The sequence below is a fragment of the Bradyrhizobium sp. IC4059 genome, from assembly GCF_020193615.1.
GTDB lineage: Bacteria > Pseudomonadota > Alphaproteobacteria > Rhizobiales > Xanthobacteraceae > Bradyrhizobium > Bradyrhizobium yuanmingense.
In genome coordinates, this window is record NZ_JADYVH010000002.1 from 467464 (window position 1) to 482201 (window position 14738).

At 64.6% G+C, this 14738-nt stretch carries 15 protein-coding genes; 8 read left to right on the forward strand and 7 right to left on the reverse strand.

The annotated features are described in order from the left end of the window. The first annotated feature begins 6 nt into the window (after positions 1-6). Positions 7-459, forward strand: coding sequence for a DNA polymerase III subunit chi (locus I6F12_RS08150; RefSeq protein ID WP_057028976.1), 453 nt, complete (start codon positions 7-9; stop codon positions 457-459). Positions 460-617: 158 nt separating this feature from the next. Continuing rightward, complete coding sequence (locus I6F12_RS08155) at positions 618-1100, forward strand: hypothetical protein (protein WP_081494469.1); 483 nt, start codon at positions 618-620, stop codon at positions 1098-1100. A 39-nt stretch (positions 1101-1139) separates the two neighbouring features. Here I6F12_RS08155 and I6F12_RS08160 read toward each other — a convergent pair whose 3' ends face one another. Together I6F12_RS08160 and I6F12_RS08165 are read right to left on the reverse strand one after the other, a co-directional pair. Beyond that, positions 1140-1613 (reverse strand): hypothetical protein, encoded by a 474-nt coding sequence (locus I6F12_RS08160; protein ID WP_036022723.1) that lies wholly within the window; start codon positions 1611-1613, stop codon positions 1140-1142. Positions 1614-1636: 23 nt separating this feature from the next. Beyond that, entirely contained in the window at positions 1637-2005 is a 369-nt protein-coding gene (locus I6F12_RS08165; protein WP_036000602.1) for an antibiotic biosynthesis monooxygenase family protein, read from the reverse strand. A gap of 97 nt (positions 2006-2102) precedes the next feature. Here I6F12_RS08165 and I6F12_RS08170 point away from each other — a divergent pair, with 97 nt between their 5' ends. Continuing rightward, a complete protein-coding gene (locus I6F12_RS08170) occupies positions 2103-2573 on the forward strand; it encodes a MarR family winged helix-turn-helix transcriptional regulator (protein ID WP_109143994.1) in 471 nt (156 codons plus the stop codon). Positions 2574-2689: 116 nt separating this feature from the next. On the opposite strand, the gene I6F12_RS08175 is transcribed toward I6F12_RS08170, so the two are convergent. Next, a complete protein-coding gene (locus tag I6F12_RS08175) occupies positions 2690-3667 on the reverse strand; it encodes a hypothetical protein (protein ID WP_225155934.1) in 978 nt (325 codons plus the stop codon). A gap of 325 nt (positions 3668-3992) precedes the next feature. On the opposite strand from I6F12_RS08175, the gene I6F12_RS08180 reads away from it, so the two are divergent. Next, positions 3993-4958 (forward strand): tripartite tricarboxylate transporter substrate-binding protein, encoded by a 966-nt coding sequence (locus I6F12_RS08180; RefSeq protein ID WP_225155935.1) that lies wholly within the window; start codon positions 3993-3995, stop codon positions 4956-4958. A 134-nt stretch (positions 4959-5092) separates the two neighbouring features. On the opposite strand, the gene I6F12_RS08185 is transcribed toward I6F12_RS08180, so the two are convergent. The 3 genes from I6F12_RS08185 to I6F12_RS08195 form a co-directional block, all read right to left on the reverse strand. Then, positions 5093-6952 (reverse strand): ABC-F family ATP-binding cassette domain-containing protein, encoded by a 1860-nt coding sequence (locus I6F12_RS08185; protein ID WP_225150950.1) that lies wholly within the window; start codon positions 6950-6952, stop codon positions 5093-5095. Between the two features lie 46 nt (positions 6953-6998). Beyond that, the gene (locus I6F12_RS08190) at positions 6999-7172 is read right to left on the reverse strand and encodes a hypothetical protein (protein ID WP_167361656.1); all 174 of its coding nucleotides are present in this window, start codon (positions 7170-7172) and stop codon (positions 6999-7001) included. A 213-nt stretch (positions 7173-7385) separates the two neighbouring features. Continuing rightward, entirely contained in the window at positions 7386-7667 is a 282-nt protein-coding gene (locus tag I6F12_RS08195; protein ID WP_074447892.1) for a sulfur globule protein precursor, read from the reverse strand. Between the two features lie 304 nt (positions 7668-7971). Between I6F12_RS08195 and ndk the strand changes: the two genes are divergently transcribed. The 4 genes from ndk (at position 7972) to I6F12_RS08215 (ending at position 13220) form a co-directional block, all read left to right on the forward strand. Beyond that, entirely contained in the window at positions 7972-8394 is a 423-nt protein-coding gene (gene ndk / locus I6F12_RS08200; RefSeq protein WP_036000620.1) for a nucleoside-diphosphate kinase, read from the forward strand. 41 nt (positions 8395-8435) lie between these two features. After that, on the forward strand, positions 8436-9296 hold the full coding sequence (locus tag I6F12_RS08205; RefSeq protein ID WP_225155936.1) for a TerC family protein: 861 nt from the start codon (positions 8436-8438) through the stop codon (positions 9294-9296). Positions 9297-10001: 705 nt separating this feature from the next. Beyond that, positions 10002-11978, forward strand: a complete 1977-nt coding sequence (locus I6F12_RS08210; protein WP_225155937.1) for a TonB-dependent siderophore receptor — start codon at positions 10002-10004, stop codon at positions 11976-11978. 117 nt (positions 11979-12095) lie between these two features. Continuing rightward, entirely contained in the window at positions 12096-13220 is a 1125-nt protein-coding gene (locus tag I6F12_RS08215; protein ID WP_225155938.1) for a PepSY-associated TM helix domain-containing protein, read from the forward strand. Between the two features lie 4 nt (positions 13221-13224). Here I6F12_RS08215 and ppx read toward each other — a convergent pair whose 3' ends face one another. Further along, positions 13225-14727 (reverse strand): exopolyphosphatase, encoded by a 1503-nt coding sequence (gene ppx, locus I6F12_RS08220; protein ID WP_225141654.1) that lies wholly within the window; start codon positions 14725-14727, stop codon positions 13225-13227. Between the last annotated feature and the right edge of the window lie 11 nt (positions 14728-14738).

Consider the following 14738-nt stretch of genomic DNA (forward strand, 5'->3'; position numbering starts at 1 on the left):
CCCGACATGACTGAAGTGCTGTTTTACCATCTGCAAAACATGACGGTGGAGAATGTGTTGCCGCCGCTTCTCGAGAAATCGCTCGAGCGCGGCTGGCGCGTCGTGGTGCAGTCGACCTCGGAGGAGCGCGCCGATGCGCTCGACTCGCACTTGTGGACCTATCGCGACGATTCATTCCTGCCGCACGCGACATGGCGGGTGAACGATGTTGCCGACCAGCCGATCGTGCTGGCGATCGAGGGCGGCAATCCCAATGGGGCCAATGTCCGCTTCCTGGTCGACAACGCCGCGCTGCCGGAGGACGCGCAGGGCTATGAGCGCATGGTGCTGCTGTTCAACGGCGACGATCCCGACGCGCTTGCGCTCGCCCGCACCGCCTGGACGGATTGCAAGGCGCGGGGATTTGATGTCACCTATTGGCAGGCCGACGACCGCGGCCGGTGGCAGAAGCGCAGTTAGCCGCAATTAATGATAATTTGCACTTTTCGGGCGATGCTGGCTTCGGCCACCTTCATGCCGCAAAGGGATGTTGGGACAATCGCTTAGGGCTGGTCCTTCACGTGGGGAATTCGTTTATCGTGCGACATCAAAAGCTTCCCGGCTCGCTCTTGATTGCGTTGGCTGCCGTAGCACCGCTGGTCGCGGGCTGCGCGGGCGGGGCCGATTTGCTGTCGAAGGATGCCGAATGGTTCCAGAAACCCGGCCGCCTCTTCATCAAGAACATCTCGATCGAATCGCCGCCGCTGACCCCCGACAAGCCGGTGCGGGCTGAGGATCTCGTCAGCGCCGACGGCGCCTGTCCCGGCATGGCGCCGCCGCCCGGACCGGCCGATGCCAATGCCTCGACGACGCCCGCGCCGATCGGCGGCACGGTCGCGCTCGGCCACACCGAATGCGACGTGGTGCGCGGCATCGGCGCGCCCTCGACCGTCAACCTGTCCAACGACGCTGGCGGCCGCCGCGTCGCCGTCGTCACTTGGACCACTGGTCCGCGCGCCGGCATCTACACGTTCACCGCCGGACGTCTGTCCTCGATCGAAGGCAATCCGGACCCGCAGCCGGTGCCGAGGGCGGCCAAGGGGAAGAAGAAGCAGGCATAGGCGGGGATCACTTCCGCAGCAGTGAAAGAATCTTCGCGCTCAGAGGATCGGCTTGGTGCTCAAGCGATCAGGCTCGCGAACGCGGAAACGGCCCTTCATCTTGAGGCCGTCACGCATGTTGAGACCGAGCAGAACGATGTTCGCTGCTCCGGCGGCCAGCTCGAGAGCCTGCACGGCGTAGAACGTGGTGTCGAACTCCGCGGCCTTCGCCTTGGAGGCAAGAAACAACGCGGCGGGAATCAGAATCAGGATGCCGTTGCCGGCAATGAACGGCATGCGTTTGATCTTCGCACCGATCAGGCCGGCGCGCCGCTGCTTTGCCAGGACGAATCCCGAGCCTCCCGTCGCCGCAAGCATCGGAATGAGCAGCAGGAAGCCCCACGGTATGGCGGTCTTCACCATGGCTATGGTCTCGTGTGACGCAAACAGCTCGGTGAGAGCCGTGGAAAGCCAGAAAGTCGCAATGGTGATCAGTGCGACCGCTCCCGCGACTGGGTGGATGATCTTGGTCATGGGTCTGCCGTTTTCGAAGCGAGCTACGCGACGCAGATGCCGGGCACCGCGACTTTCTGGAACAGGTGCGGGGAGGCGACCGCGGATGCAGGGTAAGCCGAGATCTTCGACCTGAACTCGGGGTGCGTGAACGCAGCCCGGAAGTCGGCATTCGTCTGCCAAACTGCGTAGTTCAGATACGTGGGGCTTTCGCCGATCGCCCGATGAAGTTGGGTGGAGATGAAGCCGGGCTGCCGCTTCATGAAGGCGGCATCGTCCTGCCAGACCTGGAGAAAGCTTTGTTCGTCGGCCTTGTCGAGCGTGAACAGATTCACCAGCACCAAAGGGCCGGTGTCAATGCCGAGCTGACGCTCGATGGGAAAGTCAGGGTCCAGTGGGCGTAAGCGTGCCATGACGAACTCCGTCGAGATGGTTTTATGATGTCAATATGGTACTATGGCCAATCTAGTAATTTGACATCATGATGTCAATAACTGTCTATGGTGACGGATGCGGAAATCCCAACGGACGCCGGCCGGCGATGCCCTGACGAACCTCATGCTTGACTTGTTCCGGCTGAACAGCCTGCTCCTGACCGCAGGGGACCGTTTGGTGGCCCCGCTCGGGCTCACCAGCGCCCGCTGGCAGATTCTCGGCGCCATCGTGCAGGCAGAGCGACCGCAGCCGGTAGCCTGGCTCGCCCGCGATCTCGGCGGCAACCGCCAGAACGTGCAGCGGATCGTCAACGACCTCCATGCGGAAGGCCTCGTTGCCTTCGAGGCCAATCCGCATCACCGCCGCGCACAGCTCGTCGTCCTCACCGACAAGGGGCGGCGCGCTTTCGACGCCGCCATGGCTTTGCAGATGCCGTGGGTCAACAGCCTTTCCGAAGGGCTTGCGGTCAAGGATCTGCAAACGGTTCATCGCATCGTCGCGGCACTGCGGACGAAGCTCGAGAGCGAAGCCGAGGCGCAGACGTGAGGTGGGCGATGGCGAGGCCGTGTGCAGGTCGCATGTCCTCCATCGAAGGCAATCCGGACCAGCAGCCGATGCCGAGGGCAGCCAAGTCCGAAGAGGAAGCAGACGTAAGGTAACGGCTACGGCCGTCCCTTCATTGCATCTTCGAACAACAGGATCTGACCGCTCAGTCCCCTGAATGTAGTTTTCTCGGGCCAAATTTTCTCGAGCTCGCCGAGCAGATGGCGGGTGAGCGGCTTCCAGTCCCAACCCGACCTTAGAGAATAGATGCTGAGGGTCATGCCTTCATCCGCACGAGTAGGATGGATACGAGCGAGCCACGGCTCGTCGTCCACGCTGATGCTGATTCCGGCATCGTTGCACAGGCTTACGCTCCGCCATATGACGTTTCCATCCTGGCTGTGTACGTTGCGCCGAATTGATAGCGCTTGCGCTTGACCGAAGTCGGCGAAGGTTTGCTCGAGTTTTTTCCATTCTTCGGGCGGCACCCTTAGATTTGCATGGACTTGTAGTCGGACGGGCGTGCGGCTGTCCCGGAAGAGATTGTGGCAGCTTTTGTCTCTTACGACGACCGGCAGGACGAAGACGCCGCATGTCAGAAGGACGGCTGCAGAAACGACACGCCATGATCGTTCATCAGACCCGGATATTCGTATGGCGGCCCAAAAGGTGAGGCCGCCAACAAGGCCCAACGAACCCAGGAGTCCTAAGGTGCTGACGTACTCGATCCAACCAAACGGGGGTGGTGCGCCGTTGAACCAATTGATCGTTGTCGGCGTGCCGCCACCGATCATGGAAATCAATGCTAGGACGCCGAATGGCATTGCCCCGACGGCGAAACCTCCGAGAGCGCAGGCCGCAATCCCGACGTGCGATCGCTTGCGGCTGATGAGAAGATAGAGGGGAAGACCGAGCAGCACTGCGTGCGCCGTTGCGACCATGAACGTCGTCATGGTCAGGTTCAGGCCTTGCGTGATCACGACGATATTGATCGTCTCTTCGATCTGCATGAAAGATGGGATGACGAACGCAATGGTCGCAGCGAACGCCGCAAGTAGAGCCGCAGCCAATAGATGCAAATGCCGCTGAAATCGCATGTCGAGTGGTGGCCCAGATTGTCGTGATCCCACAACTGACAACTTAAAGCATGATGCGGAAAAAGGGCGAAGCGGTTTTCCGGAGAGTTCATGCGCAGCGAACAGCCAAAAGCGTGACAGCTCAGGATCTCGTCGCGCATTAGCGCACCGCCTGATCAATTGCCGGCTGCTTGCCACGGGCCCGGTCGCAGTCGCTCAGATATCCGTCTGCGTTGGTGGCCCGACCATAATCGTGATCGCAACACTCCTGCTGACGTCGCTTTCGTGATGGCCGCGCGCCCCGGAATGCGCTTTGATGGCGCAAACAACAATCCGGAGGAAACTAATGCGGTTCATAGCCCTCGTATCGGCGCTGCTTTTGCCGCTCGGTGCGGCATTCGCCCAGGACTATCCGACCCGGCCCATCACCATGCTGGTTCCATTCGCGGCGGGCGGGCCGACCGACACCATCGCGCGCCTGACCGCGGCCGGCATGGCGAAATCGCTGGGACAGCAGGTCATCGTCGAGAACGCGACCGGTGCCGGCGGCACCATCGGCACGACCCGCGCTGCGCGCGCCCAGCCGGACGGCTACACGCTGCTGATCCATCACGTCGGCATCTCGACCGCGGCGGCGCTCTACCGCAACCTCAGCTACGACACCAAGACGGCCTTTGCGCCGATCGGGCTCGTGACCAACGCGCCGATGACCATCATTGCGCGGCCCGATTTCCCGGCCAACACGCTCAAGGAGCTCGTCGCCTACGCCCAGCAGCAGGGCGACAAGCTGACCTACGCCAACGCCGGCCTGGGTGCGGCCTCCCATCTGTGCGGCATGCTGTTCATGACCGCGATCCAGAAGCAGCTCACCACGGTGCCCTACAAGGGCAACGGCCCGATCATGAACGACCTGCTCGGCAAGCAGATCGATCTCACCTGCGACCAGGCGACGAACACGACCGGGCCGATCACGGCCAAGCAGGTCAAGGCCTACGCGATCACCACCAAGGAGCGGCTGAAGAGCCTGCCCGATCTGCCGACGGCCGACGAGGCCGGCCTGAAGGGTTTCGAGCTCGGTGTCTGGCACGGCATCTATGCGCCCAAGGGCACGCCGCCGGCGGTCGTTCAGAAGCTGACGGCGGCGCTGCAGACCGCGCTCAAGGATCCCGCGCTGATCGCCCGGTTCAACGACATCAACACCGAGCCGGTCCCGCAGGACAAGGCGACACCGGAGGCGTTGGGCGCGATGCTGACCAGCGAGATCGACCGCTGGGCGCCGATCATCAAGGCCGCCGGGCAATACGCGGATTGAGCTATTGCGTCCCGCCGGGCTTGAAGGCCGAGCGGGCAAAAAGCAGCTTGTTCAAAGGCTCGCTTGCCGGTGCCATAGTGCCGGTACTGTGCATGGGGTTGTTTTGCACGTTTGGTTGGAGTGCGGTGGAGACGTTAGCCCGCCGCCTCGTCGAACTGCGCGCTCGCCTCGAGCCATTGCTCCTCGGCGCGTGCCAGCGCGTCGGCGGCATTGGCACGCGCCTTGGACAGCTGCGCCGCCTGCTTGGGATCGCGCGTAAAGATGTCGGGCAAAGCGAGTGCCGTGTCGATCTTGGCGATGATCTCGCTGACGCGGGCGATCTCGGCCTCGGCTTCGGCGATGCGCTTCTTCAGCGAGCCGCGATTGTCCGCTTTCGGCCGCTGCGGCTTCTCAGGCGGCGCACTGCGCTCGCGCGGGGCTTCCGCGTTGCGCGTGGACAGCACCAGGCGGCGATACTCGTCGAGATCGCCGTCGTAATTGGTCACGGTGCGATCGGCGACTATCCAGAGCCGATCGGCGCAGGCCTCGATCAGGTAGCGGTCGTGCGAGACCATAATCACCGCGCCGGGAAATTCATTGATCGCTTCTGCAAGCGCGCCGCGGCTGTCGATGTCGAGATGGTTGGTCGGCTCGTCCAGGATGATCATGTTGGGGCCGAAGAAGGTCGCAAGGCCCAGGAGAAGGCGCGCCTTCTCGCCTCCTGACAATTTGCCGGCCTTGGTATCGGCCGCCTTGCCGGAGAAGCCGATCGCGCCGGCGCGGGCGCGCACCTTGGCTTCGGGCGCATCGCCCATCAGCTTGCGGACGTGGTCGTAGGCGGAGGCGTCCTCGTTGAGCTCGTCGAGCTGGTGCTGCGCGAAATAGGCGATCGACAGCTTGTCGGCGCGCGTCACCTTGCCCGAGAACGGCGCGAGCCGTCCCGCGAGCAGTTTCACAAGCGTCGACTTGCCGTTGCCGTTGGCACCCAGCAGCGCGATGCGGTCGTCGTTGTCGATGCGCAAGGTGACGCGATTGAGCACGGGGCTCGCCGGGTCGTAGCCGACCGAGGCGTTGTCGACGGCGATGATCGGCGGCGACAGAATCTTTTCCGGCGCCGGGAAGCTGATCTCGCGCACGTCCTCGGTGACCAGCGCCGTGATCGGCTTCAGCCGCTCCAGCATCTTGACGCGAGACTGTGCCTGGCGGGCCTTGGACGCCTTGGCCTTGAAACGATCGACGAAGGACTGCAGGCGAGCGCGCTCGGCCTCCTGGCGCTTGACCGCCTTGGCGTCGAGCAGCTCGCGCGCGGCGCGCTGCTCCTCGAAAGAGGAGTAGCTGCCCTTGTAGAGCGTGAGCTTGCCGCGCTCCAGGTGCAGGATCTGGTCGACCGAGCTTTCCAGGAGGTCGCGGTCGTGGCTGATCACGATCACGGTGCGCGGATAATGCGCAAGGTGATCCTCCAGCCACAGCGTGCCTTCGAGGTCGAGATAGTTGGTGGGCTCGTCGAGCAGCAGAAGGTCGGGCGCCGCGAACAGCGTTGCGGCGAGCGCGACGCGCATGCGCCAGCCGCCGGAGAACTCGGCGCAGGGGCGGAGCTGATCGGCGGCGGAGAAGCCGAGGCCGGAGAGGATCGCCGCCGCCCGGCTCGGCGCCGAGTGCGCGTCGATGTCGACGAGGCGGGTCTGGATCTCGGCGATGCGGTGCGGATCGGTCGCGTGCTCGGCTTCATTGAGCAGCGCGTCGCGTTCGAGGTCGGCCTTGAGCACGACCGAGATCAGGCTTTCGGGACCGTTCGGCGCTTCCTGCGCAAGGCTGCCGATGCGCCAGCGCGGCGGCAGGGTCACCGAGCCGTGCTCGGCCGCAAGCTCGCCGCGGATCACCTTGAACAGCGTCGACTTGCCGGTGCCGTTGCGTCCGACCAGGCCGACGCGCGATCCGGGCGTGATCTGCACGGAACTCTGGTCGATCAAAAGGCGTCCGGCGAGGCGGATGGAGAGGTCGGTGATGGCGAGCATGCGGCCTTGTCACCGCAAGGCGCGGCGAACGCAACTCGTTTTTGCGTTAGTGCGTCTCGCGCTCGCGCCGCTGCAGCTCGTTCAGGAGCTGCTCGAGATGGGTTGGAAGGCGCGGCTCGGGCCGGAGGCTCTGCTGCAGCCGTTCGCCCACGGCATCGCAAATCGAGCGGCTGGTGCGCCGGTCGATCTGTTCGCTGTCATTGGCAAAAAGCCCAGCCATCGCAAGGTTCCGTGTTCTCGAAGTAAAGACACGGTACCAAGTCATTGCCGGCGAAATGGTTTCGCTGGCTTTGGGGAAAGCCGGGTATTCTCGTAAAAATTGTATGAGCGGCGCTTTGTACGCTCAAGGCAAAGCCCCGGCGAGGGGGGCGCCGGGGCTTCTCTTGGAAGGTACCTGGGGGGCTTAGGTAGCCTTCGGAAGGTGCTGACGGATTCAGTAGCAGCGGTTGATCAGCCGCCAGCGGGGTCCCCAGGGGGTCGGGACCAGCCGGCGCACATAGCAGCCGCCATAACCGTAGGAGACGGGACCGCCGGCGTAGAAGCGCGGTCCGCCCCAGCCATGGCCGTGGTGATGGCCATGGTGATGGTGCGCGTGCCCGTGGTGCCGGCCACCGCCATGCCCGCCGCCTTGCCAATGAGCGGAGGCAGAGGTCGGCGCCAGCGCAGCTCCCAGCGCGACCGCGGCGACAGCGGCAAGCGAAAGTTTCCTCAACATGGTTATCTCCTGAAGACTGCCAGCGCGGGGCTATCGCGCCGATGGAAAGGCCGCCGAAACGGTCCGCCTGAGGTCAGGCTTCGGTTTCGATGGGCCCAACCTTACGCCGGGGAAGCTGAACCGGATCCTGACGGCGGTTTCAGATTGGGTTCATCTGGGTGAAATTGTCGTCATCCAGCGGATCGGAGCCATCCCCTCGCGGAAACCGCCTATGAGGCTGTTCCGCGGTCGCTTGCCGTCCGGCGAAGGCGCCGATATAAGCCCCGCAACCCCGAACCACCGCTTTCTCCCCAAGGACAAGATCATGGCCATCGAACGCACTTTCTCGATCATCAAGCCCGACGCGACCGAGCGTAATCTGACCGGCGCAGTCAACGCCGTGATCGAGAAGGCGGGCCTGCGCATCGTCGCGCAGAAGCGCATCCGCATGACCAAGGAGCAGGCCGAGACCTTCTATGCCGTCCACAAGGCGCGCCCCTTCTTCGGCGAGCTCGTCGAATTCATGACCTCCGGCCCGGTCGTGGTTCAGGTCCTGGAAGGCGAGGGCGCGATCGCCAAGTACCGCGAGGTGATGGGCGCGACCGATCCGTCCAAGGCTGCCGAGGGCACCGTGCGCAAGCTCTACGCCAAGTCGATCGGCGAGAACTCGGTGCACGGTTCGGATGCGCCGGAGACCGCCGCGATCGAGATCGCGCAGTTCTTCTCGGGTAACGAGATCGTCGGCTGATCCAGTCGGCAGACTAGAGGCGACCGGCGAAGGGACTCATTGTGGACTGGCTCTGGCAGATCTTCGATCCCGCTACGATCGGGAGCTTCTTTACCCAGTTCCGCAACGAGATGGCCGCACCGACTTTCTGGATCGCGGTCGGCAAGATCATCTGGATCAACATCCTGCTCTCCGGCGACAACGCGCTGGTGATTGCGCTCGCGTGCCGCGGTCTGTCGCCGCGGCATCGGCTCTGGGGCATGATCTTCGGCGCCGGCGCAGCGGTGATGCTCCGGATCATCTTCACCGGCATCGTCGCCACCCTGATGGAGCTGCCGTACCTCAAGCTGGTCGGCGGCCTTGCGCTGATCGTGATCGCGGCAAAGCTCCTGGTGCCGGAGAACGAGGACGAGAACGACGTCGCCGCTGCCGCGCATCTGTGGCACGCCATCCAGATCGTCGTGGTGGCCGACATCGTCATGAGTCTCGATAACGTCATTGCTGTCGCTGCCGCGGCCAATGGCAGCGTGCCGCTGCTGATCCTCGGCCTTACCATCAGCGTGCCGCTGATCGTCGCCGGCGCCGCGCTGATCATGGCACTGCTCACAAAGCTCCCGGTGCTGGTCTGGGCCGGTGCAGCGCTGCTCGGCTGGATCGCGGGCGAGGTGATGGCGACCGATCCCGGGGTCACGCCGCGGCTGCATGCGCTGTTCGAGGGGCCGTTCGGCGCCTCGCTGGACGGCGTGCTCGGCGCCCTTCGCGTTCCCCCGCAATTCGGCCATGGCGGGGCCGGTGGCGAGTATTTCTGTGCTGTGATCGGAGTCATCGTCGTGCTGGTGGTCGGCACCATTTGGCGCCGGCGCAGTCTCACCGCGGCTGCCCTCGAATCCTCCGAACGGCACGCCAAGGCCTCCACGGAGTGACGTTGAAGCGGTGATCGGTGCGGCCGCCCCTCCAGCGATGAGAGGCGTCCACATCACTGAGGCGCTTCCCGCGTTGGCAGGACGCGAGCGATCACCGGCCACGGGTTCGTCCGAATCCTCCCATCATTGCATTCGTATGACCGGCGCGCATCACGCTTCGCGAGAGCTCGCGTCGCGCGCGCGTGCGCGCGGGCGTTGCGTGGAGAGTGGTCGTTCGCAACCCTCACGCGATTTAGACCTTGTCTTATTATAAACTACTAAGATTCAAGGGTGCTTTCGTTGACTCGACGAGGGTTCCCACGGCACCTCGCCCCGACGTTCATGTTCATGAAATCGGAAGGTGCGATGTCGTCGAAAGTGTTTTGTCGTCCTGTTGCCGTTCTTGCCGCTCGCATCAAGACGCTTCTGACGTGCGCCAGCCCGAGAGCCCTCGCGGTTTCCGTAGTCTCCATTGCCTTGTGCAGCGACGGCGTCCTGCACGGCAGCAGCGCGCAGAGCGCTGCGCCCCAGGCCGCGGGGGGAAGCACGTTGCCGGCGGTGACCGTCACCGCAGACGCGCCGAAGCCGCGCGCGCGTTCACGAGCCAATCCAGTCAGGAGGGCGGGCCGCGGCGCGCCCGCGAACGAGCGGGCTAAATTGCAGGCGGAAGCGACCCCGACGGCTGCGAGGCCCGGTGCACTGCCGCGGACTTACGCAGGCGGGCAGGTGGCACGTGGAGGCCAGGTCGGTTTGCTCGGCAACAAGGATTTCATGGATACGCCCTTCAACATCACAAGCTACACGGCGAAGAAGATCGAAGATCAACAGGCCGTCACCGTCGCCGACGTCGTCAGCAACGATCCCTCGGTCCGTTTCACCGGCCAGACCGGCGGCATTCTCGATTCCTTCTTCATCCGCGGCTTTCCGATCGGGGAAGGCAATGTCGGGGAAATCGCCTTCCACGGCGTCTATGGCGTTGCACCGAACTACCGCGTGTTCACCGATTACGTCGAGCGCATCGAGATCGTCAAAGGCCCGACCGCGCTGCTCTACGGGATGGCGCCGAACAGCAGTGTCGGCGGCACCATCAACATCGTTCCGAAGCGTGCCGGGGATGTCGATCTCACGCGGGTCACGACTGACTACGCGTCAAACACCCAGCTCGGCACGCATCTCGACGTCAGCCGGCGGTTCGGCGAGAACCGCGAATTCGGCATTCGCGTCAATGGCAGCTATCACAACGGCGATACGCCGTTGGACAATCAGTCCCGCGAGGCGCATGTCGGCTCCGCAGCGTTCGATTATCGCGGCGAGAAGTTCAGGGCCTCGCTCGATTTCATCGATCAGGAGGAAAAGTTCGACGCGCCGACGAGACCGTTCCTGGTCGCAACCGGCGTCGCCGTTCCGACCGCGCCGGTCGGACGGCGCAACGTCACGCAATCCTGGGAATTTGCCAAGGTTCACGACAACTCGCTTCTGGCGCGCGCCGAATACGACGTGACTGACGCAGTGACGGTGTTCGCCAATGTCGGCGGCGGCAGGACCCAGGTCGACCGTCTGTTCGGGACGCCGACGATCCTGAACGCGGCTGGCAACACCACATCGACGCCGGGACGGGCGAAATTCGACATCGAGAGGAACGTGGCCGACGCCGGCGTGCGGGCCCGGATCGAGACCGGCGCGATCAGCCATGCCGTGAGCTTGCAGGGCAGCTACTACATGGACGAGGTTGTGCGCGGCTTGGTGAACGGCACGCCGGTGCTGTCCAACATCTATGCGCCGATCGCCCGTCCCCAGCAGTTCGTTGCGGCTCCCGCGACCGTGCCGCGGCTGTCGGACACCGAGCTGACCGGCATTGCGCTGGCGGACACCATGTCGGTTCTCCAGGAGCGGCTTCAGCTGACGATCGGCGTCAGGCAGCAGGGCGTTAGGTCGAACAACTACAACACCACCACGGGCGCCGTGAGCTCGGCCTACGACCAGACGGCGTTCACACCGATGGTCGGCGTGGTCGTCAAGCCCTGGAGCAACGTTTCGCTCTACGCCAACTATATCGAAGGGCTCAGCAAGGGCGATACCGCACCGACGACGGCGGCGAATCAAGGCGAGGTCCTTGCGCCGTATCTGAGCAAGCAGAAGGAAGCAGGCGTCAAGGTCGATTTCGGCACGCTCGCGACCACGATCAGCCTGTTCGAGATCACCAAGCCGTCGGGGCAGACGGGTGCCGGCAACGTCTTCCGGGCTGATCAGGAGCAGCGCAATCGCGGCGTGGAATTCACGGTGTTCGGAGAAGTGCAACCGGGCATTCGCGTTCTTGGCGGCGTGACGTTGATCGACGCGGAGCTGACGAAGACGAACACGCTGGCCAATCTCGGCAAGACGCCGATCGGAGTGCCCGAGGTGCAGGCCAATCTGTCCGCCGAATGGGACACCCCGTTCGCACCGGGGCTGACATTGGTCGCCAACACCATCTATACCGGGCACCAATATCTGAATGGGGCAAACACGCAGGTTGTTCCGGCCTGGACGAGGCTCGATCTGGGCGCGCGCTACACCACGCGCATCAACAACCGGCCAGTGACGGTTCGGGCCCTGGTCCAGAATGTGTTCGACACCAACTACTGGGCTGGCGTCGCGAGCTTCTCTGCGCTAGCGCAAGGCTCGCCCCGAACCCTGCTCTTGTCGATGTCGACCGACTTCTGAGCTTTGGCCTCCTCGGGCCGGCTGCGGAGCTGGATCGGGCGCAGACGACGGGTGCTCTGAATGGACCAAACAATCAGGGCACCACGTCGAGGCGGCTCGGCGCCCGCCCGATCCAGGATGATGCCCGGACGCGTGCAGCGCGCGCTGCTGTGGGTGCACCGTTGGTTCGGATTGATCGGCGGCATCGTCGTGGTGCTGATCGGCCTGACTGGAAGCTTCATCGTCTTCTACCGGGAGATCGATGTCGCCCTGAATCCGGCGCTCTATGCGCCCGCCGGTCCGGAGCAGAGCGTCACGTTAGCGGAGGTGATGCACGCCGCCGCAGCAGCGGATCCCGCGCCGATCGCGACGATCCTGGCGCCAGACCGGACCTGGCCGGTCTGGATCGTGATCCATTCGCACGAGACCACGCCAGGCAGCTACCCGAACCGGTGGACGACCATGGTCGATCCTTCCAACGGCAAGGTGCTCGGGCGGCGTGACTACGCCAACGCGTTCGCGCTCAAGGTTTACCGTCTCCATTTCACGCTGCTGCTCTACGAGTTCTGGGGCAAGGAACTGGTCGGCGTGGCCGGGTTCGTGCTGCTCGGCTTGGCGGTCTCGGGTCTCTTCCTTTGGTGGCCGAAGCCGGGGCGATTTTGGCGATCGATCTCGGTGCGCAAGAACGTCTCGCTGCTTCGATTTGTTCTGGACTTTCACGGTGCGGCAGGCTTTTGGGCGCTGTCCGTGCTCTTGTTGATCTCGATCACCGGCGTCGGCATCGTTTTTCCCGACCTGGTGCGGCCCATCGTCGGCCTCGTGTCGCAGCCGACGCCTGATCGCTCGCCGCGAGTCGAAATGCCGCCTCCGGCAGGGACGCCGGTGCTCTCACCTGACGCGATCATGCGACGCGCGCAAGAGGTCAAGCCCGGTGCGACGGTCGCCATGCTCAATCCGCCGACCGCAACGCGCAACACCTGGCGGGTGCAATTCCGTCCTGATGGAGCTGATCCCGCGGTGCGGTCGCGTGGAGCGATCTGGCTCGATCCGTGGAGCGGCGCTGTGGTGCACGACCGCACGCCGGGCACCATGTCGATGGGGGACCGCTATCTCGCCGAGCAGCTCTGGCTCCACAATGGCGCGACGTTCGGATTCGCAGGACGCCTGCTGGTGTTCGCGGCCGGCTTCGCACCGCTAGTCCTCTTCGTCAGCGGCGCGATGATGTGGCTCAAGAGACGGCCCGGGAAGATGAGGCCCGGCTGAGAGGTCAGCGCCTGACGATTGAACCGGCGCGGCCAACCAGGCGGGCGAGCTGACGGAAGCGGCTGCCGACGCGGTCGGCGACGAGGTCGCCGAGCCGGTGCTCGAACACCAGCATCAATTTGCGGCCCTGGCTGCGGAAATGCGTGGCTGGCAGGACGCCGGGACGTGCGGCCGAGATCAGATGCGCGACGCGGAACGCAGCGCCCAGGAGGCGCGCGCGTTCGAGCTGGGCCGGCGTCAGCAGCTCCTGCATGGTGATCGGCGGCTGGTTTTCCTCGCTGAGGCCGGCATAGCGATAGAACACCGACAGGCCGACGAAGGCGCGTTCGGTGTGGGTGATCGCGCCGAAATTGCCGTTGACGACGAGGCTGAGCGTCTGCTCGCCGCGATGATCGGGATGCACGCGCCAGCCGATGTCGGAGAGCAGGCACGCGGTGTGGCGGAGGCGGCGGTCCACTTCCGTCTCGCGCAGCTTGACGACGCGCACCAAGCGGTCGGTCCAGGCAATCAGCTCGCGCGCGTGCCTGGCCGAACGCGACAGCAGCTGGTTCAGCTCCTCCGCCGCGCAGATCAGCCCGTCCTTGTTGCGTTCGGTCTCGGGCAGCTTCTCGTGCAGCAGGCCCTCGCGCACGCCGAAGGTGGAGAACACGATGTTCTTTGGCTTCGCGACGCGGATGATGTGCTCGAGCACCAGCGCCGCATAGGTGAGGAGAGGGCGCCGCGCATCGGCGACGATCTCGATGTCGGCAAGCATGTCGGCGGCGGCGAGGCGCCGCAGGCGGCGCGAGAAGTCGAGCGCCTCGGCAGCCGGAATGGAATAGCCGTGCATCACCTGGAGCGGATAGCCGCTCTGGATGATGTGGATGCGCGCGAGCGCGCGCCAGGTGCCGCCGACGGCATAGAAGGTGCGACCGCGGCCGGCAGTGAGTAACTGGACCCCGTCGATCTCCTCGCGCACGATGCGGTCGGCGCGCTTGAGCGATTTGTGGGCGAGGTCCTGCAGTGCGAGGCCGCCGAGCGGCAGCGTCACGCCGCTGCGTACGGCGTTCCTGCGCACGTCGATCAGCTCGAGCGAGCCGCCGCCGAGGTCGCCGACGATGCCGTCTGGATGGTGGATGCCGGAGATCACGCCGAGCGCGGACAGTCGTGCTTCGCGCGAGCCCGACAGGATCTCGATCTTCACCGCGCAGATCCGCTCGGCCCTGGCGATGAAATCGGGGCCGTTGGAGGCGTCGCGGCATGCGGCGGTCGCGATCGCGAACACGCGTCCGACCTTCATCACCCGGCACAGCGCGCGAAACCGTTTCAGCGAGGTCAGCGCCTTGTCGATGGCGTCGGGCGCGAGCAGGCCCGTGCTCTGCACCTCGCGCCCGAGGCCGCACAGCGTCTTCTCGTTGAAGATCGGGATCAGGCTGCGCGCCAGCGCCTCGTAGACGACGAGGCGGACCGAGTTGGAGCCTATGTCGATAACCGCGACGCTCGAGCCGCGCTTGCGCGGCCGCTTCACGTCGCAAACCC

Bases quoted from the DNA above. Each gene is read 5' to 3' on its own strand.
- I6F12_RS08150 (WP_057028976.1), top strand. From the start codon at position 7: ATGACTGAAGTGCTGTTTTACCATCTGCAAAACATGACGGTGGAGAAT.
- I6F12_RS08160 (WP_036022723.1), bottom strand. From the start codon at position 1,613: ATGACCAAGATCATCCACCCAGTCGCGGGAGCGGTCGCACTGATCACC.
- I6F12_RS08165 (WP_036000602.1), bottom strand. From the start codon at position 2,005: ATGGCACGCTTACGCCCACTGGACCCTGACTTTCCCATCGAGCGTCAG.
- I6F12_RS08170 (WP_109143994.1), top strand. From the start codon at position 2,103: ATGCGGAAATCCCAACGGACGCCGGCCGGCGATGCCCTGACGAACCTC.
- I6F12_RS08175 (WP_225155934.1), bottom strand. From the start codon at position 3,667: ATGCGATTTCAGCGGCATTTGCATCTATTGGCTGCGGCTCTACTTGCG.
- I6F12_RS08180 (WP_225155935.1), top strand. From the start codon at position 3,993: ATGCGGTTCATAGCCCTCGTATCGGCGCTGCTTTTGCCGCTCGGTGCG.
- I6F12_RS08185 (WP_225150950.1), bottom strand. From the start codon at position 6,952: ATGCTCGCCATCACCGACCTCTCCATCCGCCTCGCCGGACGCCTTTTG.
- I6F12_RS08190 (WP_167361656.1), bottom strand. From the start codon at position 7,172: ATGGCTGGGCTTTTTGCCAATGACAGCGAACAGATCGACCGGCGCACC.
- I6F12_RS08195 (WP_074447892.1), bottom strand. From the start codon at position 7,667: ATGTTGAGGAAACTTTCGCTTGCCGCTGTCGCCGCGGTCGCGCTGGGA.
- ndk (WP_036000620.1), top strand. From the start codon at position 7,972: ATGGCCATCGAACGCACTTTCTCGATCATCAAGCCCGACGCGACCGAG.
- I6F12_RS08215 (WP_225155938.1), top strand. From the start codon at position 12,096: ATGATGCCCGGACGCGTGCAGCGCGCGCTGCTGTGGGTGCACCGTTGG.